At 44.5% G+C, this 23,907-nt stretch carries 15 protein-coding genes, 1 tRNA gene and 1 pseudogene; 11 read left to right on the forward strand and 6 right to left on the reverse strand.

The features are described 5' to 3' along the window. Window positions 1-44: 44 nt before the first annotated feature. From KUL49_RS16280 to rpsO, 9 genes are all read left to right on the forward strand, one after another. Window positions 45-121, forward strand: a tRNA-Met gene (locus tag KUL49_RS16280). A 235-nt stretch (window positions 122-356) separates the two neighbouring features. Further along, window positions 357-3,626, forward strand: a complete 3,270-nt coding sequence (locus tag KUL49_RS16285; RefSeq protein ID WP_373995660.1) for an MHYT domain-containing protein — start codon at window positions 357-359, stop codon at window positions 3,624-3,626. A 14-nt stretch (window positions 3,627-3,640) separates the two neighbouring features. Next, a complete protein-coding gene (locus KUL49_RS16290) occupies window positions 3,641-4,642 on the forward strand; it encodes a two-component system response regulator (RefSeq protein ID WP_014976349.1) in 1,002 nt (333 codons plus the stop codon). A 377-nt stretch (window positions 4,643-5,019) separates the two neighbouring features. Beyond that, entirely contained in the window at window positions 5,020-5,478 is a 459-nt protein-coding gene (gene rimP / locus KUL49_RS16295; RefSeq protein ID WP_014949254.1) for a ribosome maturation factor RimP, read from the forward strand. Window positions 5,479-5,523: 45 nt separating this feature from the next. Continuing rightward, window positions 5,524-7,020 carry a transcription termination factor NusA gene (nusA, locus tag KUL49_RS16300; protein WP_014949255.1) on the forward strand — a complete coding sequence of 499 codons (1,497 nt, stop codon included), beginning with the start codon at window positions 5,524-5,526 and terminating at the stop codon, window positions 7,018-7,020. A gap of 24 nt (window positions 7,021-7,044) precedes the next feature. Next, window positions 7,045-9,648 (forward strand): translation initiation factor IF-2, encoded by a 2,604-nt coding sequence (infB, locus tag KUL49_RS16305; protein WP_131137962.1) that lies wholly within the window; start codon window positions 7,045-7,047, stop codon window positions 9,646-9,648. Between the two features lie 114 nt (window positions 9,649-9,762). Then, window positions 9,763-10,164 (forward strand): 30S ribosome-binding factor RbfA, encoded by a 402-nt coding sequence (gene rbfA / locus KUL49_RS16310; RefSeq protein ID WP_131137963.1) that lies wholly within the window; start codon window positions 9,763-9,765, stop codon window positions 10,162-10,164. Beyond that, a complete protein-coding gene (truB, locus tag KUL49_RS16315) occupies window positions 10,165-11,139 on the forward strand; it encodes a tRNA pseudouridine(55) synthase TruB (RefSeq protein ID WP_131137964.1) in 975 nt (324 codons plus the stop codon). 120 nt (window positions 11,140-11,259) lie between these two features. Next, a complete protein-coding gene (rpsO, locus tag KUL49_RS16320; RefSeq protein ID WP_012518257.1) occupies window positions 11,260-11,529 on the forward strand; it encodes a 30S ribosomal protein S15 in 270 nt (89 codons plus the stop codon). Window positions 11,530-11,650: 121 nt separating this feature from the next. Here the strand turns inward: rpsO and KUL49_RS16325 are convergent, their stop codons facing one another. From KUL49_RS16325 to KUL49_RS16340, 4 genes are all read right to left on the reverse strand, one after another. Then, window positions 11,651-13,948 carry a diguanylate cyclase domain-containing protein gene (locus KUL49_RS16325; protein ID WP_131137965.1) on the reverse strand — a complete coding sequence of 766 codons (2,298 nt, stop codon included), beginning with the start codon at window positions 13,946-13,948 and terminating at the stop codon, window positions 11,651-11,653. A 109-nt stretch (window positions 13,949-14,057) separates the two neighbouring features. Next, window positions 14,058-14,816, reverse strand: coding sequence for a 23S rRNA pseudouridine(2604) synthase RluF (gene rluF / locus KUL49_RS16330; protein WP_014949260.1), 759 nt, complete (start codon window positions 14,814-14,816; stop codon window positions 14,058-14,060). Window positions 14,817-14,958: 142 nt separating this feature from the next. Further along, window positions 14,959-15,771, reverse strand: coding sequence for a hypothetical protein (locus tag KUL49_RS16335; RefSeq protein ID WP_131137966.1), 813 nt, complete (start codon window positions 15,769-15,771; stop codon window positions 14,959-14,961). Between the two features lie 191 nt (window positions 15,772-15,962). Beyond that, window positions 15,963-17,519, reverse strand: a complete 1,557-nt coding sequence (locus KUL49_RS16340; protein ID WP_014949262.1) for a bifunctional GNAT family N-acetyltransferase/carbon-nitrogen hydrolase family protein — start codon at window positions 17,517-17,519, stop codon at window positions 15,963-15,965. 415 nt (window positions 17,520-17,934) lie between these two features. On the opposite strand from KUL49_RS16340, the gene KUL49_RS16345 reads away from it, so the two are divergent. Together KUL49_RS16345 and KUL49_RS16350 are read left to right on the forward strand one after the other, a co-directional pair. Then, window positions 17,935-18,606 carry a 2OG-Fe(II) oxygenase gene (locus KUL49_RS16345; protein WP_131137967.1) on the forward strand — a complete coding sequence of 224 codons (672 nt, stop codon included), beginning with the start codon at window positions 17,935-17,937 and terminating at the stop codon, window positions 18,604-18,606. A gap of 208 nt (window positions 18,607-18,814) precedes the next feature. Beyond that, on the forward strand, window positions 18,815-20,500 hold the full coding sequence (locus KUL49_RS16350) for a response regulator (RefSeq protein WP_131137968.1): 1,686 nt from the start codon (window positions 18,815-18,817) through the stop codon (window positions 20,498-20,500). Window positions 20,501-20,619: 119 nt separating this feature from the next. Here KUL49_RS16350 and KUL49_RS21465 read toward each other — a convergent pair. Together KUL49_RS21465 and KUL49_RS21295 are read right to left on the reverse strand one after the other, a co-directional pair. Further along, window positions 20,620-23,206 (reverse strand): annotated as a pseudogene (locus KUL49_RS21465) (ExeM/NucH family extracellular endonuclease). A gap of 329 nt (window positions 23,207-23,535) precedes the next feature. Then, window positions 23,536-23,745 (reverse strand): DUF2252 family protein, encoded by a 210-nt coding sequence (locus KUL49_RS21295; RefSeq protein ID WP_230598793.1) that lies wholly within the window; start codon window positions 23,743-23,745, stop codon window positions 23,536-23,538. Window positions 23,746-23,907 lie beyond the last annotated feature (162 nt).

Here is a 23,907-nt window from a genome sequence, read left to right on the forward strand (position 1 = left end):
AACCAGAATTTCAAAGCATTGCATAGGCAAGCTTACCGTACAAGCGCGGGATGGAGCAGTCTGGTAGCTCGTCGGGCTCATAACCCGAAGGTCGTAGGTTCAAATCCTGCTCCCGCAACCACATTTAAAACCCAGCTTTTGCTGGGTTTTTCTTTTTATACGACAAAACATAATAGCGTTTCTTGATTTACACGATAATTTTGAATTAATTACTACACTGTGTAAATTAGTGTGCTAAGTTAACCTCACGCCACCATTGAAAATTAAACTAATAGGTAGTATGGCCGCGTTATGATATCCCGTTTTTTACTTTTGAAGAACACGCTACCTTAATAGAAGGTGCTTATCATTTTCCTTTGGTTATTCTATCGCTTATGGTGGCTGTGTTTGCCTCATTTATGGCGTTCAATGTGGCAGGGCAAGCCGCGATCACCGAAGACAAACTTCGACGAAATACCTTATTAGGCACCGGCAGCGTTGCATTAGGTGGTGGTATTTGGTCTATGCATTTCTTGGGGATGACCGCTTTTGATTTATGTCTGCCCGTTGACTATGATCCTCTGATTACCGGGCTCTCTGCCGTTCCCGGGATTGCCGCTGCTTGGGTGGCGCTTCACCTTTTAACTAAGTCCCGTATTAGCCTCGCTGAAATAATATTAGGTGGTGTACTGGTAGGTGCTGGTATTGGCACTATGCACTATAGTGGTATGGCCGCTATGGAAATGGCACCGCTTCTTCGTTACGACCTTGGTATGTTTGCCCTTTCTATTGTGGTAGCTGTATGTTTAGCCATGCTGTCGCTGTGGATTAAATTCGGTATTACAGCTGCTACGAAAAGTAAAAAGCTGTTAGGAAAACATGTATTACTTGCAAGTATCGTCATGGGACTGGCTATTTCTGGTATGCACTATACGGGGATGGCGGCAGCAAGATTCGTATTGCCACCAGGAATGGAAACGTCGGGTCAGTCTTCAGATATTGCTGTTTTTCTAGCAATTTCGATTGCTATCGTTACGTTGATATTAATTACCATGGTATTGGGCATTAGCCTTCTGTTTAAATATCGCGATGTAATGGTACGCGCCATTGAAAGTGAGCGAATTCAAAGTGCTATTACCGATACCGCCGTCGACGCCATCCTGACCGTTGATGACAAAGGCATCATAAAAACCGCTAACCCCGCTGTTGAGCGCATCTATGGCTATACCCAGCAAGAAATAATCGGTATGCACGCAGCTGAGGTAGTAACTCCTGAAAGACGTCATTTATACGGTGATGACTTCTTCAGTCAACGAGTAGTACCAACTGAGCAAATTATTGGTACAGGAAGAGAAGTAGAAGTACTTCGCAAAGATGGTGAGCGCATACCAGTGCGCCTTGGTGTCGGCTACACAAAAATTGATGGAAAACCCGTTTTTGTCTCTTTCGCTTCTGATTTACGCAAACGCAAGGAAATGGAAGATGCATTGCGTGAGAGCGAAGCTAAGTTTAGAAGCCTCATCTCTAACATTCCTGGTATGGCTTATCGCTGTTTAAATATGCTAGGGTGGCCCATGGTATTTATTAGTGATGCTGTATTAGAGGTAACCGGATACCCGCCTGAAGATTTTACCTTGCCCAACCCGAAGCGCTCTTTCACCGATCTTTACCATCCTGATGATGTTGAACGCCTTTCGTCTATTAGTCCTGAGGTGGGCGAATTCTCATATGAATATAGAATTGTCGCGAAATCTGGCGAGGTGAAGTGGGTTATCGAGCATGGAGTACAGGTTAAGGACGACGATGGCATGGTGCTTTATGTAGACGGCTTCATATCTGACATAACACATCGAAAAGTGATGGAAAATGAATTAAAAGCGGCAAAGGAAAAAGCAGAGCAAGCTGCCGCTGCGCGTACCGCATTTCTTGCTAATATGAGTCATGAAATCCGTACGCCTATGAATGCAATCATAGGCTTTAGCGACCTCATGTTAGGAGAAGCCTTACGCGAAGAGCAAAAATCTCACTTAACCACGATAAACCGTTCCGCACGTTCATTGCTGCATCTTCTTAACGACATACTTGATAGCGCGAAGTTAGATAAAGGTAAGCTTGATTTAGATTATCGCGATTTCCTTATTCGCGAAGAGTTGGATTTGGTTATTTCAACATTTTGGTTAGAAGCCAAACGCAAAAAAGTTGGACTTGTACTTAATGTCGATGATTCGGTAGCTAACGGATATAGAGGTGTACCGGAGCGAATGCGACAGGTACTTAACAATCTGATAGGCAACGCCGTTAAATTCACTCACGAGGGTGAAGTGACTATCAATGTCAAAAGTGATGAAAAGTTTGTGTATTTTGACGTGACAGATACCGGCATTGGTATGACGCAAGAGCAAGTAGAAAGAGTATTCGACCCGTTCTCTCAAGCAGATGCATCGATGAGTCGAAAGTACGGCGGCACGGGGCTGGGAACAACTATTTCCAAGCAGTTAGTTGAATTGATGGGCGGTAATATTTGTGCAACTAGCGAAAAAGGTAAAGGAACGACCTTTACTTTCAGACTTCCTCTAGAAGTTGTAGAAATTGATGATTACGTATCTAGTGAGCTCTCCTCGAAAGCTGCACGTATTGAAACCTCGTTAACCGTACTGGTTGTTGATGATGTGCAGCAAAACCTTGAGTTGCTTTCGTTGCTGCTAAAACGCGCTGGCCACAGTGTAGAAACGGCAACAGATGGACAGATTGCATTAGATAAAATGCGCGCTAAGTCGTTTGACGTGGTACTGATGGATTTACAGATGCCTAAGTTAGATGGCCTAGAGGCAGCCAAACAGCGTCGAGAGTTTGAAAAAGAAAATAGCTTACCACCTACGCCCATTATTGCGCTGACCGCTAGCGTGTTAGTACAGGACAAACATGCCGCGCAGCAGGCGGGAATGGAAGGGTTCGCCAACAAGCCCGTCGATTTCCCTCAATTGATGGACGAGATTGCTCGCGTGCTTAACATAGATACGCTTCAGGTCGACTCGGTACCAGACACATTAGAAGTAAATGCTCCAGCATCTGCGCTTAAAGTTGATAAAAACGTGTTGGATTTGAAGAAGGCCATCGATTTATGGGGGAGTGAAGAGGCCGTCCTACAAGAGGTGGATAAATTCTCTACTACCTGCAGGGATAAAGTCGACGACTTAATGGGGGCGGCAATTCGCGAAGACTATAAAGCGGTTGCTACACTTTCACACGGTTTAAAAGGTACATCGGGTAATCTTTGCTTAACCACCTTCTATCATACGACCAGGGAAATTGAAGCTCAGGCTCTAAAATCAGAGGTGAATATTGAAGACGTTAACCGTCTTCGTGATGCCTTAGATAAAATCGAGTTGATGCTTAGCGAATCGCCACTGTATGCCGAAAATGCCATTAATGAAAGTATCGATAATGCATTGCTGCTGAGTCATTTGGAGGCTATGCTCGATAGTGTAGAGCAAAACATGGTAGATGAAGATGAATTGTCATTTTTACGCGAAGTTGGGTGTTCTAGTCACAAAGAACAGATAACTCAAATTCTCTTAGATATCGATGATTTTGAGTTCGAGTTGGCGCATGAGCGCATCTCTACATTGATACAAGAATTAAAGTAGCCAAGAGACGCGGCATGTTAAACATTGAAATCACAAAACCTACTTTATTACTCGTTGACGATGAGCCAGTAAACCTAAGGGTTTTAAAGCAACTTCTCGCTAATGATTATCAGCTTATTTTTGCGAGAAATGGCGAAGAAGCGTTAAAGCTCACTGAGACTAGACAGCCAAATTTGATATTGCTTGACGTTATGATGCCAGGACTGACGGGTTTTGAAGTATGCCGCCAGCTTAAACAGCAAGCAGATACAAGGCACATTCCCGTTATATTCGTCACCGCCTTAAATGATGAACACGAAGAAACGGAAGGCTTCGAAGCGGGCGCTGTGGACTACATTACTAAGCCTATATCTCCGGCCATCGTAAAAGCGAGAGTTAAAACCCACCTCAGTTTGGTGCAAGCTGACGAGCTACTTGATAGCCGTTTACAAGTTGTACAGCGTTTAGGTAGAGCGGCGGAATATAAAGACAATGAGACGGGCATGCATGTCATGCGCATGAGCCATTATTCGAAAGAGCTTGCGCTTGCCTATGGACTTACAGATAAACAGGCTGAAATTCTGCTTCATGCTGCACCGATGCACGACATCGGCAAAATTGGTATTGCTGATAGTATAATGTTGAAACCAGGGAAGCTGACAGACGAAGAATTTGCCACCATGAAAAACCACCCTGAGATTGGTGCGGAAATCATTGGTGATTGCGGCGATTCTTTGTTGTTGAAAGTTGCAAAGTCTGTTTCGCTTACCCACCATGAAAAATGGGACGGATCAGGCTATCCTAAAGGGCTTGCGGGTGAAGATATTCCCATTGAGGGACGTATTTGCGCCATTGCTGATGTGTTCGATGCCTTAACCAGCAAACGTCCTTATAAAGACGCCTGGAGTATTGAAAAAACGGTAGATTTTCTTCAAAGCCAAAAGGGAAAGCATTTCGAACCCAGACTTGTCGATTTGATGATAGAAATTATGCCTAAAATTCTTGATATTAAAGCGACATTTAAAGACGAAGACTAAGTCTGCTGGACTAAACCGCAATTAAAATACTTTCATGCAGGCCGAATTTTACACAGAAAAAATCGACACCCTCCAGTGTCTGCGCCTATTGGCTGTTGCTTAATGCGACGGCTATACGTATAATGTGCTCATTAAGTGATGAGAGCGGGCTCCCTCAGTACAGGAAAGTAACGCACTTATCATTAGCAAGCTATCACCTAACGGTGGTTTTACCCATAGGTTTGCAACTGCCCTTGTTGGCAGGTATGGGTTCAGAATTTTAATAAAAGCCCCGCTAGTCCGGGGCTTTTTGTTGTATTAAAACCTGGAGTCAGCCTCGCTGAGCCGGGTGATGACAGGTGGGCTTTAGGCCCTTTTTTCGTTTTTGGAGGTTTGCATTGGCAAAACTTGAAGAGAAACTAACCGAAATGCTAGAGCCAGGTGTTGAAGCACTGGGTTTTGAGTTGGTTGGGATCGAGTTTGTACGAGCGGGGAAGCATTCTATTCTTCGCGTTTTTATTGATCATGAAAACGGTATTACCGTTGATGATTGTGCAGATGTAAGTCATCAGGTTAGCGCAATTTTGGACGTTGAAGATCCAATTAGCACTGAATACAACTTGGAAGTGTCATCACCGGGTATGGACAGACCGCTTTTCAAAGAGAAGCACTATATCGAGTCTGTGGGTGAAGTGGTTCAAATTCGTTTGTCTATGCCAATGGATGACAGACGTAATTTTAAAGGCAAAGTACTCGCGTGCGAAAATGGCATCGTAAGTATTGAAGTGGATGGCCAGCAGTTCCAGTTAGCTGTGGCGAATATCGAAAAAGGTAACGTTGTTCCCACGTTCGATTAACGGAACAGCTCTGCTTTCATCGACGAAAGCAAAAGAGAGGCGAAAATGAATAAAGAAATTTTGTTAGTGGCGGAAGCCGTTTCAAATGAAAAACAAGTGCCTAGAGAGAAAATTTTTGAAGCGCTAGAGTTTGCGATCGCTAGTGCAACAAAAAAGAAAAACGAAGGCGAAATTGAAGTTCGTGTAAGCATCGACAGAACGTCTGGTGACTTTGATACATTCCGTCGCTGGTTGGTTATCCCTGATGATCAAGAACAGGAAAACCCATTTGCTGAAATTACGATTTCTGCTGCACAAATCGACGAACCAGAGATACAACTCGGCGATTATGTGGAAGAACAGATTGAATCTATTAAATTCGACCGCATAACTACGCAGACCGCAAAGCAAGTGATTGTACAAAAAGTACGTGAAGCTGAGCGTCAGCAAATGATTGCTGAGTACGAAGACAAAGTAGGTGAGCTGGTTACAGGTACGGTTAAGAAAGTAAACCGCGACAACATCATCATCGACTTAGGTAACAACGCTGAAGGTGTTATCTACCGCGATGACATGCTTCCTCGTGAAACTTTCCGTCCGGGCGACCGTGTACGTGGCCTTCTTTACGTTATTCGTCCAGAAGCACGTGGCGCACAGCTATTTATTAGCCGTACGCACCCAGACATGCTAGTTGAGCTTTTCCGTCTGGAAGTACCAGAAATTGCGGAAGAGACACTAGAAATTAAATCTGCAGCGCGTGACCCAGGTTCTCGTGCAAAGATTGCGGTTAAAACTAATGACAAACGCTTAGACCCAGTAGGTGCGTGCGTTGGTATGCGTGGTTCACGTGTACAAGCTGTATCAGGGGAACTTGGCGGTGAACGTGTTGATATCGTGTTATGGGACGAAAACCCAGCGCAATTCGTTATCAATGCTATGGCTCCCGCCGAAGTGGCGTCAATCGTTGTTGATGAAGACAGCAACAGCATGGACGTAGCGGTTGAAGCAGACAACCTAGCACAGGCAATTGGCCGTAGTGGTCAAAACGTTCGCCTAGCTAGCCAGCTTACAGGCTGGGAACTTAACGTGATGACGGTTGAAGATCTCAACAAGAAGCACGAAGAAGAAAACGCGAAGGTACTTGATCTATTTACTGCTGGTTTGGACATCGACGAAGAGTTCGCGTCTGTCTTGGTAGATGAAGGCTTTACAACGTTAGAAGAAGTGGCATACGTGCCTGCAAGTGAGCTTCTAGCGGTTGAAGGGTTGGATGAAGAAATGGTTGAAGAGCTGCGCAACAGAGCGCGCGCTTTCCTAACCACGCGTGCACTGGCGAACGAAGAATCGCTTGAAGGTGCAGAGCCTACAGAAGCCTTATTAAATCTTGAAGGTATGAGTAAACACGTGGCCTATGTGTTGGCCAGCCGCGGTGTTACCGACCTGGAAGAATTAGCAGAACAAGGTACCGATGATATCAGTGATATCGATGAACTAGACGAAGAGAAAGCCGGTGCGTTAATCATGGCGGCTCGTAATATCGTATGGTTCAGTGAAGAAGAGTAAGGTCAACAGGGGGAAAATTACGTAATGGCAGATGTATCTATTGAAAAGCTCGCCAGCGACATTGGTACGACCGTTGACCGATTGGTTGGCCAGTTTAAAGACGCGGGTATCTCTAAGAATGCCGGCGATCAGGTAAACGAAGACGAGAAACAAAAACTATTGGATCATTTAAGTAAGCAACACGGCAGCGCAGCTGAACCGACACGTATGACACTTAAGCGTAAGACAACCAGCACGCTAAGTGTTGGTAAGTCTAAAGAAGTGAAAGTAGAAGTACGTAAAAAGCGCACTTACGTTAAGCGTAGCGATGTTGAAGAACAGCAGCGTCAAGCGGAAGAAGAGGCGAAGCGTCTTGAAGAAGAAGCTCGTCTGAAGCGCGAAGCGGAAGAAAAAGCAGCTGAAGCGAAAAAAGCCGCTGAAGAGAAAGCGCGTAAAGCTGAAGAAGCGAAGAAAGCTGCTGAAGAAGAGCGTGCCCGTCGTGCAGAACAAGCGAAAAAAGAAGCTGAAGCACGTAAAGCCGACGAACCTGAGCTAACTGAAGCTGAAAAAGCGGAAGCTGAAGCGGCTCGTCAGGAAGAAGAGCGTCTGCGCAAAGCGCAAGAAGAAGAAGCGCAGAAGAAGCTTGAAGAAGACGCGAAGAAAGCGGCTGATGAAGCGCGCAAACTTGCTGAAGAGAACGAGCGTCGCTGGAAGGAAGAAGAAGAGCGTCGTAAGAAAGAAGAAGCTGAAGAAGTTCACTTGCACTCTAACCGTTATGCTCAAGAAGCTGAAGACGAAGAAGACATGCAGGTTGAGCGTTCATCACGCCGTCGTCGTAAGTCGAAGAAAAATGCGGGTGAGCATCTTAAGCAAGGCTTTAACAAGCCAGCCGCACCTGTAGAGCGTGTAGTTAAGCTTGGCGCAACCATCACAGTTGGCGAACTTGCAAGTAAACTTGCAATTAAGTCTAACGAAGTTATCAAAACGATGATGAAGATGGGCGAAATGGCAACCATTAACCAAGTACTAGACCAAGATACAGCGGTACTAGTAATTGAAGAAATGGGTCATAAGTACGAGCTTGTTAACGACAACGCACTTGAAGATGAGTTGTTGGCAGATGGCACTGGCGGTGAAAAAACCACACGTGCACCTGTTGTAACCATCATGGGTCACGTTGACCACGGTAAAACGTCATTGCTTGACTACATTCGTCGCGCGAAAGTTGCAGACGGTGAGGCCGGTGGTATTACCCAGCACATTGGTGCATATAAAGTAGAAACAGAAAATGGCGAAATCACGTTCCTAGATACACCTGGACACGCCGCATTTACCGCAATGCGTGCTCGTGGTGCTACGGCGACGGATATCGTTATTCTTGTTGTTGCTGCAGATGACGGCGTAATGCCTCAAACGAAAGAAGCGGTACAGCACGCTCGCGCTGCTGGCGTACCTCTTATCGTTGCAGTGAACAAAATGGATAAAGAAACAGCTGACCCTGATCGCGTTAAAACTGAGCTATCTCAACTAGAAGTTATCTCAGAAGAGTGGGGCGGTGAGCACCAGTTCTGTAACGTTTCTGCGAAAACAGGTATGGGCGTAGACGAATTGCTTGAAGCTATCGTTCTACAAGCTGAAGTTCTAGACCTTAAAGCAGTAGCTGAAGGCCCAGGTCGCGGTATTGTTATTGAATCTCGCCTTGATAAAGGCCGTGGTCCAGTAGCATCTGTATTGGTTCAAGAAGGCCAATTACGCGCTGGTGACATTCTACTTTGTGGTGAAGAGTACGGCCGTGTTCGTGCAATGCGTGACGAAAACGGTAATGAAATTAAGATTGCTGGTCCTTCTACGCCTGTGGAAGTACTTGGTTTGTCTGGTGTCCCGGTAGCGGGTGAAGACGCAGCCGTTGTTAAAGACGAGCGTAAAGCGCGTGAAGTAGCAGCGAAACGTCATCAGAAGAAACGTGAACTTAAACTTGCTCGTCAGCAGAAAGCGAAACTTGAAAACATGTTTGCGAACATGGAATCAGGTGACGTTAGCGAACTTAACATCGTACTTAAAGCTGACGTACAGGGTTCTGTAGAAGCAATTTCTGAATCACTTGTTAAGCTTTCTACTTCTGAAGTAAAAGTGAACATTGTAGGTAGTGGTGTAGGTGGTATCACTGAGACTGACGCAACCCTTGCGGCTGCATCAGGCGCTATCGTACTAGGCTTTAACGTTCGTGCCGATGCAACAGCGCGTCGCGTACTAGAAGCTGAAGAAATTGATTTACGTTACTACAGCGTTATCTATAACCTAATTGACGAAGTGAAAGCGGCCATGAGTGGTATGCTTGCACCAGAATTCAAGCAGGAGATCATTGGTCTTGCAGAAGTACGTGACGTATTTAAGTCACCGAAACTGGGCGCAATTGCGGGCTGTATGGTTACTGAAGGTAACGTTAAGCGTAGCAACCCAATCCGTGTACTTCGCGACAACGTAGTAATTTACGAAGGTGAACTAGAATCACTGCGTCGCTTTAAAGATGACGTACAAGAAGTACGTAACGGTATGGAATGTGGTATCGGCGTTAAGAACTACAACGACGTGAAAGTAGGCGACCAAATCGAGGTCTTCGAAATCGTTGAGGTTAAGCGCGAAATTTAATTGCCTTAGTTAATTCGGCATGTGAAAAACGGGGGCCGAGTGCTCCCGTTTTTGTCTGTATACAGTAAACAGGCTTCACGCATGCCCTGCGTTAAATAAGGAAAGGAGAGTATAATGGCCCGTGAATTTTCACGTACCGACAGAGTCGCTCAGCAAGTCCATAAAGAAGTGGCGAGCATTCTGCAAAATGAATACAAGCACCGCGTTGGCGACATGCCCTTGATCACGGTTTCTGACGTAGATGTGTCGCGCGACCTAGCACATGCAAAAATCTTTGTGACTATCTACAACAGCACCGAAGAAGAAGGTAAAGCGCAAATTAAAAAACTGGCAGAATACAAAAAGTTTATCCGCAGTATTCTAGCTAAACGTATTCGCATGCGCTCAGTGCCTGATCTTCACTTCTTTGAAGATAAGTCGATTGTTGAAGGTATGCGTATCTCTAATCTTGTGTCTCAGACCATCGCAAAAGATGAGTCAAAGCGCGATAAAGACGATCCACAAGAGCAGGAGTAAATGGCAAGACGTCGTAAAGGCCGTGAAATTAACGGCATAGTATTGCTTGATAAACCGCTTGGTGGGTCATCTAACCAACTGCTTCAAAAGGTGCGCTGGCTGTATAAAGCTGCGAAGGCTGGGCATACAGGCGCACTTGATCCCCTTGCCAGTGGCATGTTGCCGCTGTGCTTTGGTGAAGCTACGAAGTTTTCTCAGTTTCTTCTGGATGCAGAAAAGACCTACGAGGTAACCGCTCAACTAGGTGTTCGCACCACCACGTCTGACGCCGATGGCGAAGTGGTTGAAGAAAAGCCTGTTGATGTAAGCGAAGAACAAGTACATGATGCGTGCTTGGCGTTTCTAGGTAAGAGTAAACAAATCCCGTCCATGTTTTCAGCGCTTAAACATCAAGGTAAGCCACTTTATCACTATGCACGTCAAGGTATAGAGATTGAGCGTGAACCTCGTGATATTGAAGTGTATGAATTAGATGTACTGCGTATTGAACTGCCGTTTGTAGAAATGCGCATTAAATGCAGCAAGGGCACTTATATTCGCTCTATCGTGGATGATTTAGGTCAGAACCTTGGCTGTGGCGCCTACGTGACTCGCTTACACCGTACGGAAGTAGCAGACTATCCTACGGATAAAATGGTCTCGCTGGACAAGTTAATTGAAATTCAGGAATCACTGGAAGAAGGTGACTTTAAAGCGCTGGATGACTTATTGATTCCTATGGATACTGCCGTAAGTCGTTTACCTTTTGTGACCATTAACGACGCTGAAAGAAACCGTTTTGATAACGGTCAATCTGTAAAAGGGACTTGTAGCGAAACGCTGAGTGAAGGCGTGTCTTACCGCGTTTACCATGGCGACGATACCAGTGGTATTTTCTTAGGCGTAGGGGAAGGGGTTCTTGACCCGAAAGACCAAGGTATCCCTAAACAAGAAGTGTTTGTTAACCCAAAACGTCGAGTTGTTTATCCATCGTAGCTGCGCCGGTAAATAAAGACGGTTTATGGCTTGCTAAGTCTGTAAACGTCATTATAATACGGCGCTCATTCCGCTTTGCTGAATTAGTGATCGGCGAAGCATTAATATTAGGAGAATGATATGTCACTAACTAAAGCAGAAACCGCAAAAATCATTGCTGAGTACGGCGTTAAAGAAGGCGACACTGGTTCACCAGAAGTTCAAGTTGCTTTGCTTACTCACAACATCAACAAGCTTCAAGGTCACTTTGCTGATCACAAGAAAGATCACCACTCACGTCGTGGTCTTCTACGTATGGTTAGCCAACGTCGTAAGCTTCTAGACTACCTTAAAGGCAAGAACGCAGAGCGTTACCTTGACCTTATCAAGCGTCTAGGTCTACGTCGATAAGACTAGGTTTCAAGAAAAGCGCCCAATGGGCGCTTTTTTTTTGCAAAAATGTACAGCAAAGTGCAATACGCCCTAGTACATGTATGAAGCCAGCCAATTAACCTTGTGTTTGTACTACGCGTTAGTTCGACGGTATGTTTTTCTTTTTATCTTCAAACATCCGCTCATCTGCAATGTAAATTAACTCTTCTAGCGTCTTGCCTTCTTCTGGATAGCTCGCGTGACCTATGCTAACGCCAACGCTGAACGCGCCTTGTGTGGTAGTAATAGGCTGTGTAAGCTTTTTAGCAAGTCGGGCTTTAAGTGTCTCTACATTGTATTCAGTGCTTAGCTCGGTGATTACTACGATAAACTCATCACCACCAACCCGTGATGCAATATCGTACACGCGACACATGGATTGAAGCCTTTGTGCAAGCTCAACAAGAACTTCGTCACCGATTGTATGGCCGTATTCGTCATTAATGGGCTTAAATCGATTGAGATCCAGATAAAGTAGCGTACACACCTTATTGTTTCTCTCTAATCGAGGAAGCTCATTTCGCATATAGGTAGATAGGGCAAGCCTATTCGCTAAACCTGTTAGCGTATCGCTATTTGCCAGTTTTCTAATTTTCTGTTCTGCTTCGACTTGCTCGGTGATATCAACATTAATTCCAAACATCTTGTTGCCTTCAATGCGACCATAACCGCTAACATGACGGTATTTGTCGCCAGCGGCTTTCACTCTGAAAATTGCGTGAAATCCTGAGCTATCTTTTATTGATTGCTCTATCTTTTGCTTCACATTGGCAATATCGTCATCGTGAACTGTGTCTTCCCAGTCACTAAACTGACCAGTAAAAGTAGCTTTGGAGACATTATAGATTTTATGCATCCACTCATCCCAAATGAGCTCGTTAGTAGCGATGTCCCACTCCCATACTCCTATGTGTGCTGCGTCAGCGGCCATAGACATGCGGCGGTTTAACGTTTTAAGCGTCTGTTGAGCTTCCCGCCATTTTGTTACGTCTTCGGATAGTGCCAATATGTATTGAGGGGTGCCGTAGTTGTCATCAATGACAATCTTTTTGGTCTCAAAAAAGCGCGTCACACCACCTATATTGAGTTTGAATTCGTTAACGATTTGCTTTTCAGAACTTGAAAGTAATTGCTTATCGTCAGATATAAATTTTTTGGCCTCCGCCTCGTCGAATATATCAAAGTCAGATAGCCCCACGAGGGACGCTTTGTCGGTGCCCAATATTTTACTTCCCGCATCATTTACATGGGTAATCGAAAGGCTGTCGGCACGCTTTACAATCAACATATTAGGCAGTGCGTCAAACACCGTTTGTGCGAAAACTTCTTGGTTCTTGACGTCAGACAAATCTTTTACCGTACACACATATGAAATATGGTTTCCCGGCAGCGAATTAATACGAAGTGTTAAAGGAAAAACCTTTCCGCTTTTCCGAATACCGTCCAAAGTTAAAGGCACGTTGTGCGCTGCGCTATTCTTTGCCGCTTTTTTTAATCCTATCAGGAGTGGCTCATGGGCATGCTCAGAAGGGCTCACAAGCTCGCGTATGTGAATGGTCTGAGGAGAAAAACTGTCGAGACCAAACATGCTTAACGCGACAGGGTTGGCAAATTCAACCATGCCGGCACTGTCGAAAGTCAATACGCCTTCTTGTACTGTATTTAACACCGCGTTATAGCGCTCTAGCAGTAACGTACGTGCTCGCAGCTCGATAAAAATAAGAATAGTAAACGCGAAAAGCATCACCATTAGCATGACCAAATAAGCGAGGTTTTTGGTTTCTGGCTCTTGTAGTATTTGCGTAGAAGGCAGTGCATATACGTGCATAGACAGCATACCGGTGTAATGCATACCGGATATAGCACTGCCCATTATAATGGCGGGAACAATTTGTTTAAGTATTCGCAGTTGCGAAGTGGTGACATATTCATGGGTTTTTAAAGCAATACCTGCCAGACCGACGGCAACCACAATAGACAAAGAGAAGTACCAGCCATCGTACGCCATGATGGCATTCATCTGCATTGCCATCATGCCGATGTAGTGCATGCTGCCAATGCCAAGCCCCATATATAAACTTCGAAGCAAAAGCGAGTTAGCTTTATTTGGCAGTTTACTCATCACAACAATACTCGCAAGAATCGCGGGTAACACAGAGAGTAGGGTTATGAAAGGGTCGTACGAAACCTCAATAGGGAGCTGATAGGCAAGCATCCCAACAAAATGCATCGCCCAAATGCCAAAACCAAGAAAGCACGCTGATGCCAGCGACCAAAATGCTCGCTCATTTTGCAACTCTGTTTGCGACATCTTCGCAGAAAGAACGAAAGAGATAAGGGAAGCAGATATTGCAATAACAACAGAAGCCACCACGAAAAACACATCGTAGTTAGCCAATATTTCAGCACTAGGGGGAAAATCCTTTACCGAAAAAAATGATAATGTCCGTTTTTCAAAGTCTTAAATTGTCTTATCAATAAACTACTACTAAATGTAGTAGTTTCATTTATTTACGCAACTCAACTTTGCTCGCTGTTTTTGTAGAAGAGCGAACTGCATTTTGCATAATAGTTAGTTCACGGCTTGTTAGGTTACGCCACTGGCCAGGTTTTAGTGAGCCGAGTTCAAGGTGCATGATTCGGGTTCGTTTTAGTTTGGTGACCTCGTACCCTAAAAACTCACACATTCTGCGGATTTGTCGATTAAGACCCTGAGTTAGAATAATGGTAAATGTATTTTTGCCCGTGGGTTTAACCACACAAGGCTTCGTCACCGTCCCTAAAATTGGTACTCCGCGAGACATACGGTTGACGAAGCGCTCACTGATTGGTTGGTTAACCGTAACTTCGTATTCTTTGTCATGAGCATTTTCAGCGCGCAGGATCTTGTTCACGATGTCCCCATCGCTGGTTAAAATGATTAAGCCTTCCGATGGTTTGTCTAACCTTCCTACGGGGAAAATACGTTCCTTGTGACCGATAGCGTCTATAATGTTGCCTTTGACATGACGCTCAGTTGTACAGGTGATACCAATGGGTTTGTTATAGACAATATATACGCGATCTGACTTGTCTGAGGCAACTGCGCCTACAACTTTACCGTCTACCTTTACAGTGTCACCAGGCCCCACTTTCGTACCCAGTTCAGGTGGTTGGTTATTAACGGTAACGCGATTTTGCTCAATGAGTTTATCCGCTTCACGGCGAGAACACAGGCCAGTGTCGCTAATATATTTATTTAAACGTTTGGGCGCTTGCTCACTCATTGCGCATTAGGTCCTATAGGTTTCAAAAGAGGGCAATATTATCACGGCAAAAAGAAAGGGGCGATTCGCCCCTTTCTTTTTTATGCGTTAAACCGTGGTTTTTATTCTCGGTTGTATACTATTGCAACAGATTTAATCTGGTTTACTGGTTACCTGCAGCTGAAGGAGCCGAACCACTTCCACCCGTTGAACCACCGCTAGATACTACTTTGGTTGCTATATCGCGAATTTCGTTTTCCAAACTGGTAATGCGGCCAGATAAGGTCGTATTGCGTTGCTCTAACACAGACAATTTGTCGGTTAAATTGCGTACGCTTTGCTGAGCGCTTTGTTTATCGCTTGCTGCTTGCTCAAGTTGAACATTAACAGCGAGCAGTTCATCAGCTAACGAAGCAAGTTGATTCTTAACCGAGCCAATGGCCGCTGCTTGCGATTTTACATTTTCTGAAACTGAGTTGATGTTCTTATTCAAGGCGTTTTGAACGTTACCTACGCGGTCGCCAAGATCAGCAATCTCTTGTTGATTACGACGCCAAGCTGACGCCCACAACTTATCCATTTGTTCCCAAAGCTCGTTTGTCTTGTTGGTTAGCTCAGTAACTTTAACTTGCAGGGCAACAGTAGATTCACCAATTTCTTCACCTGTAGCAGATAACTTGTTTTCTAACTGTAATATGCGCTGCTCCGCTTGCTCAGCAACCACTTTTTGTTGCTCAAGCATGGTGTACAGGTAATAGCAACCACCACAGGCGGCTAAGGCGATGACGGCAACGAATACAAGCCAGATTCCATTACCGTTTCCACCACCAGAGGGTTGGCGGTTTGCTGATGGGGCAGATGAAGGTGGAGGCGTTGCTTTTGTTGGCGCCGCCTGACGTTTTGTTTGGTAATCACGACGGTCTTCATCATCCAATCTAATGGTTGGAAACTCATCGTTTTTCGAATTATTTGCCATAGTAAATTTATAATCTCGTTATGTAGTGCTAGCTTCATCGCATTTAGATGCTTTAACTCAATAAGAAGACAGCACATTTATATTTGCGCGCTAAAGCATGTTATCGCTAAATTAAAGGAAATTCTACGGCTTATGCTCAATGTCAATTATACATAAGCCATAAAATCCGAGAATTTCCTTAAAGCGTAGCGCTACTGCTTATCGCCGATCCATTCAACGCGATACAAATCTCGTCTTCTATCAAGATAATTCCGCACAGAGCCTTCATTTTGAAGCTTAGTGAGTTTATCCAAATCCAAATCAACAATGAGCGTCATTTCTGTGTTTGGCGTGGTCTCAGAGACAATTGCGTCATGTGGGAACGCGAAATCACTTGGCGAGAAAACCGCGGTTTGCCCATATTGAATATCTACGTTGTCCACTTTGGGTAAGTTACCTACGCTACCTGCAATTGCCACGTAGCATTCGTTTTCAATAGCGCGAGCCTGCGCACAGCGTCGCACGCGCAAATAACCGTTTTTGGTATCTGTCCAGAAGGGGACAAACAAAATTTGCATTTCCTGATCGGCAAGAATACGCGCAAGCTCTGGAAACTCCACGTCATAGCAGATCAAAACGCCGATTTTGCCGAAGTCGGTATCAAATGTCTTAAGGCTGTTTCCGCCTTTCATTATCCAATCTTCTTTTTCGTGAGGTGTTGGATGAAGCTTATACTGGCTTTCAATCGTGCCGTCGCGTTTGCAAATGTAGCTGACGTTATAGAGCTCTTCCTCTTCTACCACAGGCATCGAACCTGCGATAATCGTAATATTGTACGATACGGCCAAATGAGACACGGCAGTTAAAATCTCATCGGTGTAGGTCGCTAAATGCCAAATTGCATCAATTGATGAATCTGACGGGCTTAGGCCCATTAATGGCGCGTTGAAAAACTCAGGGAACAGGGCAACGTCGCAAGAATAGTCAGACAAGGCATCGACGAAGTACTCTACTTGTTGTAAAAGCTCTTCTACATTATTGAAGTAACGCATTTGCCATTGAATACATCCGATTCGCGCGCTGGTCTTCCTGCTGGCGATGAGGGAAGGCGTGCCCGGTTCATAATAAATATTGTGCCACTGAAGTAGCGTCGCATAACCCTGTGAGGCTTCATCCTCTGGAAGGTATGCCGACATGACTTGCTTGACTTCAAATCCATTTGAAAGTTGAAAAGTTAAAATCGGGTCGTAGATGTCTTTGAGCTTAACTTGCTCAATGTATTCATAAGGCGACAGCTCATGCGCATGGTTTTTGTAGTTCGGGATTCGACCGCCCGCCATAATGGATTTTAGATTCAAATTTCGACAGAGCTCTTTACGCGCTTCGTAGAGACGACGACCAAGGCGTAGTCCTCGATACTCGGGTGAAACAATTACTTCAACACCATAAAGCACATCACCGTTAGGATCGTGTGTGGTCAAATAAGCATCACCCGTAATTTCATCGTAGCTGTGTTTATCCCCAAACTGGTCATAATCTACAATCACTGAAATGGCGAAAGCGACCACTTTGCCTTTATCTTCAATACATATTTGCCCATCGGGAAATGTAGTAACTTGGGCTTTATAGTTAGAGTAAGGCCATGCGCCTCCAACGTTGGCGTATACCTCATCCATTAACGCTTTAACATCGTTGTAGTCGTCCAGTCTCAAGTTTCTTAAGTCTAGATGATGTTCCGTTTCTTCTATTTGTGTTTGATCTTGACTCATGAGTTACTCTTTTTGCTAAAAATTTTAATACGTACATTGCGTATATCTTTACTAAACCGCCTTGCCATGCGTTTTTCAACTGTTAATTACAATCCGTATGTGCAGACGTAATGGCAACGGAAACAAGGGCAGAAGAAAAGTCTCTCAATCAACCCTGTTAAAATATACACCTCGGTTTACTTATTGATTTAGTTTACCTTTACCGTCATTTGCTCACTTTAAAATTGATATTAAATAAGCAAGAAGCGTGCGACTTCTTAACGACAAATAATTTTTCTTTTATCGATAAAAAAATAGCGCGGTGATGCAATTGCTATAGGATTCAACCCCGCGTATAAGTTCGCTAGTTTTTTAACATACACAACCCGCTCCTAACTACACGATTAGTTAACCGCTCAAAGGTAGAAATGCTCTGATGAATAGAGAACAACTTGCGTCGTATCAGCCTCTTCACGTTTTCGATGAAGCCATATTTGAAAATATCGTCGATGACTTAGTCACGAAAGGCTTTTCTATTCAAGAGCATGGTTTACCTGATTTCATTACACAAGCACTTTTGGCCTGCCAGCGTTCAATCTCTGAAGCTGAATATCAAGCGGCAGGTATTGGTCGCGCAGAGAATTATCAAAAGGCTGAAAAAGTTAGAGGGGACGAGATTTGCTGGATTACAGGTTCATCTAGCGAAGGCGCTTTGTGGCTTTCGTGGTGTGAAGCCTTGCAGCAGTATGTAAATCGTTCGCTTTTTATGGGGCTCTTTTCTTTTGAAAGTCATTTTGCCTGCTATGAGCCGGGTAAATTTTACAAACGCCATGTAGATGCGTTTAAAGGTCAGGGCAATCGCGTGTTGTCTTTAGTCGCCTATTTGAATGACGACTGGACTTCAGAAGATGGGGGAGAACTCGTGCTCTACGCTGATGAAAATGATCTAATTGGAACAAGGGTGCTGCCAACGAAAGGTACTTTCGTTGTCTTTTTGAGCGAACAATTCCCTCATGAAGTATTACCTGCTGCCCGCAGCCGTCACTCGGTTGCAGGTTGGTTTAGGGTTAACGGAAGCGTTAACGACGCGATTGATCCGCCTCGATAAAAGCACTAATCACGTTGTGAAACGCACGTGTATCTAAAAACCAAGACTTATGTATAATAAGTTTAGGCTGTATGCGCGCTATTATTACAAAACTGGTTTGAATTATGGGCCAACTCCTCTCGCGCACAGCTCGCGCAACATTGTGCCGTCGCAATAGCAAGTATTCTATTACGACGCTTAGGGAAAAGACGTTAGAAGTGATTGGTAAATGCTGGAAAAAATACCTGCCCCAACCCCAAGAGAAGAATTACATGTGCTGGTTATCGATAACCAGGGGCTTGTACATGATGTAGTGTCATCAGCTTTGCATGAAATTGGAATAAAAAACGTAAGCAGTGCTTTTAATGCCTTTCACGCGAAAAGGTTATGTGCTGCAAGACAATACGACTTTGTTTTACTGGCGTTTAACGTCAGTCACGACAAAGATGGCTTTCACCTTTTTGAAGAATTAAAACACCTCAATCACATCAACGACACCACCACGGTCATTTTTCTCAGTGCAGAGACATCGCCTGAATTGGTTAATTGTATTGTTGAATTGCAACCGGATGACTTTTGGGTCAAACCTCTTCAGCGCAACAAAATTGAGCTGCGTTTGGAATACCTTATCCAAATAAGGTTAAAGCTACATAAAATGCTTCATTGTATGCAGGTGCGGGACTATTCCACCGCTATGTACTATGCAGAGCGCCAGTTAAAAGATCCTTCGCTATCGGAGTATCACACCAGAATTAAACGCTTAATTGGTGATTGCTTATTGCAGCTTCGCGATTATCAAACTGCGGAAGACTACTTTAGAAGCTTATTGCAGAGCATGGATCATGCGTGGGTTCACATTGGTTTAACCCGGTCGTTGCTTCGACAAGATGAATTAGAAGAAGCCCAGCTACTGGTTGATGACTTATTGCAGCGCCACGACACGCGATTCTTAACCTTTGACTTGCTTGCTCAGTATTTTATTGAGAAAGAGCAGTTCGATATTGCCTACGAACAAATGAAAGAGGCGAGTAGGCTAGCACCTCGCAATATTGAGCGTAACAAACGGTTATGGGATCTTGCTCGATTGAACCACGATAAGGCAGGGCAACTTTCAGCCGTTCAAAATATGGCAAAGTTTGCTAAAAATTCTATTCATGACTCACCTCAGCTAACGCTCAATGTTATTCGTTCAACCATTGATTTAGCCACAAGTCTTGGCAGTACAGAAGGCGAACGCTATATGAAACGCGCAGAATCTGAACTGGAAGAATTGAAACAACAAAAGGGCATGCAGTCTCAGCTTGGCGAGCAGATTGACGTCGTAAAAGCGCGTGTCTTGTGCTTGCGAGACGACAAAAAAGGGGCTGAAAAGTTGATGAAGGATCGTTCGGCATCTACCGACGGCCTCTCGATGGAAGATAGCCTCGATAAAATGAAAGCATTTCACGAGCTAGGAATGCGTGAACACTGTGTGAGTATATTAGATAAGCTTAGAAAGCAAATTGAGGGGGACACGTTTACTTCTCAAGTGGTAAATGAATACCTGAATCAAGAATCGATTGAACGTACTGAAATTCAATTTACCACAAAAGAGCTTAAGCAAATGGCTGCGGTTAACTACAAAGAGAATCGGTTGTCGCCAGCCTTCAACAATTTACGCCAGGCACTAACACTGTCGCCTAAAGACAAACAAGTTGCGCTTAGCTTGTTAAAAGTTATTACTCAAATTCACTTAGGGGATAATTTAACAGACGAGCAGATGGAAGCGGCCTATAAAGCGGCGAAGTTTCTTCTAAGTAGCGACTTGTCGCCAACCCAGGCTGAAAAGCGGGATCAGTACATAAGCCGAATAGGTATAGAAGTGGACGACAGTAACGCTGCTGACTTAGTTGGTGTGGTGGCTGTTAAAGCATAACGGTTACTACACAGACTGTCATTGGAAAGAGTACCAATAAAAAAGCTGCCTCCATTGAGGCAGCTTTTTTTATGTGAATGAAGCACACCCGTTACGCGTGTACTTCATTCTTTCACTTTTTACTTCTTAACAGTAGTCGAACGACGACGAAAGCCAATCGCTGCAGCTAGCAGGGCAAGAATTCCTCCCATTGCTCCACCTGAGCTATCATTGTTTTCTTCTTCTTCCTCTTCAACTACGTCTGCTTGTAGGTCAAAGGTTGCGATGAATGGGTCGTGATCTGAGCTTCTAAATGGACCAACATCAGTAAAGGCGTAACCGTCTTCATCTGGGTAATAACGAAGCGCTTGATCGTACTGCAACTGGTAAGCTTCAACTGAGTTGATGTTCCAGTGAGCACCGTCAATGGCGTCTTCAAGCATGGCTTCACTTGCTAGTACGTGATCTAAACTACCTACCTGTTCAGTTCCGTAGAACCAATATGAGAAGCCTTCTGCATCAAACTCTTCAGCCAAGTTGTGATAGCCGAAGCTAGACTCTACGTCCACTGACGAGCCTTCATCCATACCTGTATTGACCGCAGTCGTAATAGTGTATCCACGAGACTCAGGTGTGTAATCGGTAAGTACAGCTAATGGACCTTCAGCGCTATAAGCGTTTAAGTCGCCTAAGATAACCTTGCGCTCTGGCAGGCTCTCATCACTTAGCGCGTTGCCTAATGTGATAGCTGCCGATACACGAAGTGCGTTACAGCTACCCTGAATCGTGGTAATTTCAGACGGCGCTTCTGCCACATCTTCTGCACACTGTGAACCTTTTGATTTAAAGTGATTCACGGCAACAAGGAACGATTTGCTGCTTTCAGTGTGTACAAACGATTGAAGAAGGCTTGGGCGCATGCGTGCCAGGCTATCTTCATCAATTTGTTGCTCTGGCATAGCAACTACCATGGCATCATTTTCTGGCGTCACTACTGTAGCTTTGTATAACAAGCCTACAGTAATCGCATCCGTACCAATTTCACTGCCATCACTGGTTGCGATGAATGAGTATTGCTCGGTTTCACCAAGTTCGGCGTTAATAGCATTAACTAGAGATTGGATAGCGCTATCTTCACCAAAACCATCGTTTTCGATTTCCATCAAACCGACAACGTCTGCGTTAAGGTTAACGATAGCTTCGACGATACGACCCTGTTGCAATTCAAACGCCACTTCATCGTCTGCGCCGCAGTTTTCGTCATAATCGAAAGTTACGTCGCCATTTGCATCTACTTCACCATTAAAGTAGTTAAGCACGTTGAACGTAGCAATAGATAGGTTGCCTTCCGTAACCACTGGGTTTGCTTCGCGAGAAGACGTTACTTCGATAACGTCGCTTGGATTAATTCTGTAAGTGCCAAAACTGTAGTTTAGTGGGCCAGCAGCAGAAACCGAATCACCAATGCGAATGGCATTAGCGTAGCTGAAAGTAGGGAAGTAATTAAGAGCGTCTGGGTACTGCAAGCTGCTGTTATCTTACGATTGTAAGAAGGCTTGTTTCGCTCGCTTCTTCTGCCGCAGTATAAGCTTCTGACAGAGGCGCAGCTACGTCGCTTGGTTGGCGTTTAACTGTGTCGCTAACAACGATTTCACCAAAACGCCATAGGTTGTTTGTACTCGTCACTGTTGCATCAGTCACGCTAACAACCATACCTTCAACGGTTTCAAGGTCAAGTTCGTACGGCATAGAAAGTTCTACCGCTGCTACAGCATCCGCTGTACCACAATCAAGTGCAGCCACATCACTATCCATAGCAAGTGTGGTCATACCGTAGTTTTCTTCTACTTCACCGTAAAGGCGAACCAGGTTACCTGTTTCAACGTCAACAGAACCTTCTACAAATAAGCCTTCAGATGTGGCGTCGTCAGCGTCGTAATCAGACGCTTCTTCTTGGACAAAGAAGCCGCCAGCACGTGTGCCAGTTACAATAGCTTCAATTATAACGTTATTGCCAACTTCAGCAGAGCTGCTTTCACTGCCCTGTATAGCACTAATAAGTGTCGCGTCTGCACCGCAAATACCTAGCTCAACAGCAGGCTCTTCTGGAACTTCTACAACGTCACCGCCACCTTCAGTGTTAAATGTACCCGCTGGAAACGGCGTTGCAGCGTCAGTGTTAGTGGTCGAGCCATCAAGCGCGTCAACACCACTGTAAGTTCAGTTAGATGCTTCGAAACTGCCGCCATTTGCTGTTTGACCTGACGTTCGGTATGCCCAACCGTCTAAGTACTCCCACGTGGTGCCACTACCGTCGGTGTTGATATCGCCAAACGTGTCAATAACGCTGCCATCTTTAAAAAGCTCAATAGCGTCGTCACCATTAATACCCATTGATGAAGTATCGTAGTCTGGTGCAGAACCGAAAAACGCAGTAAATCCATCAATTTCTGATGCTACGTAGATATAAGTACCAGCGCTTGCAGACGCACCAGCTGGAAACGTAAACTCTTCGCCATCAGTACCGCCGCCGTTGTTTGCAGTTCCAAGGGCATAGGTAGATAAATCTGCTATGTCATTGACTACGAAAAGTTCAACTGCTTTTGGAACACCACCGCTTAACGGTCCATCGATAACACCGCTAATGACTAAATCGTTAGCTTGGATGGCGGTTGAAGAAAGTGCAGAAATGATTCCTGCAGATAGTAAAGTTAATGATGTTTTCACGTCATTTTCCCTTTGTAGTTTTCATTATTTTTAATTCACATAATTACTGCTTCTGCTTTTGCCGAAATAGAAAAAACAGAGTGATATGTGAAGCGCAATTTTCTTATTGCTTGAACTACACTAAGGGCATTTGTAAAGGACAGGAATGACTAAACCTTATTCAAGCTGTTTTTAAAATATTACTTAAATATCAAGTTCTTATTATCTGCAGGTAAGTTTACTCATACCTTTAACTCTTAACCAAAAGCTAATATAGGTGCTAAGTAATGCTAACGACACGACTATGACAACAGTTCGTCGGGTAAAAAATACGCTTTTTATTGATATCTTTATTTCAGCGCACGAGTGAACAGCGCATGATCATCAACTACTTGTTCTGTATAAAGATTTGCTATTTTTACGAGCAGGCTTTTTACTTGAGAAAAAGATGTTGATGCTGACGACGCGAATCGTGTACTTCTTCTATCGCCTCGGCAGTGAGCTAGCGCAAGGCTATACCCGCACAATTCGGCAAGATACCAATCCGCACAGATAATCACCCACGCAGCGAGATTTAAAATGTTCGTAATCGCGGCGTGTTGCCGCAGGTATAGTGGCTCTACATCAAGGTAACACAACAAAGAGTACGGACATTTTAAACTCGCCCTCCGGGAAGGTCTGGCAAGCTTCCTAGCTTCATTCTGGGAATTTGAAAGGGAACA

This window comes from Alteromonas sp. KUL17 (genome assembly GCF_006538305.1).
Taxonomy (GTDB): Bacteria; Pseudomonadota; Gammaproteobacteria; order Enterobacterales; family Alteromonadaceae; genus Alteromonas; species Alteromonas macleodii.

Coding starts and splice junctions, on each gene's coding strand:
- KUL49_RS16290 (WP_014976349.1), top strand. CDS start 3,641: ATGTTAAACATTGAAATCACAAAACCTACTTTATTACTCGTTGACGAT.
- nusA (WP_014949255.1), top strand. CDS start 5,524: ATGAATAAAGAAATTTTGTTAGTGGCGGAAGCCGTTTCAAATGAAAAA.
- infB (WP_131137962.1), top strand. CDS start 7,045: ATGGCAGATGTATCTATTGAAAAGCTCGCCAGCGACATTGGTACGACC.
- rbfA (WP_131137963.1), top strand. CDS start 9,763: ATGGCCCGTGAATTTTCACGTACCGACAGAGTCGCTCAGCAAGTCCAT.
- truB (WP_131137964.1), top strand. CDS start 10,165: ATGGCAAGACGTCGTAAAGGCCGTGAAATTAACGGCATAGTATTGCTT.
- rpsO (WP_012518257.1), top strand. CDS start 11,260: ATGTCACTAACTAAAGCAGAAACCGCAAAAATCATTGCTGAGTACGGC.
- rluF (WP_014949260.1), bottom strand. CDS start 14,816: ATGAGTGAGCAAGCGCCCAAACGTTTAAATAAATATATTAGCGACACT.
- KUL49_RS16335 (WP_131137966.1), bottom strand. CDS start 15,771: ATGGCAAATAATTCGAAAAACGATGAGTTTCCAACCATTAGATTGGAT.
- KUL49_RS16340 (WP_014949262.1), bottom strand. CDS start 17,519: ATGAGTCAAGATCAAACACAAATAGAAGAAACGGAACATCATCTAGAC.
- KUL49_RS16345 (WP_131137967.1), top strand. CDS start 17,935: ATGAATAGAGAACAACTTGCGTCGTATCAGCCTCTTCACGTTTTCGAT.
- KUL49_RS16350 (WP_131137968.1), top strand. CDS start 18,815: ATGCTGGAAAAAATACCTGCCCCAACCCCAAGAGAAGAATTACATGTG.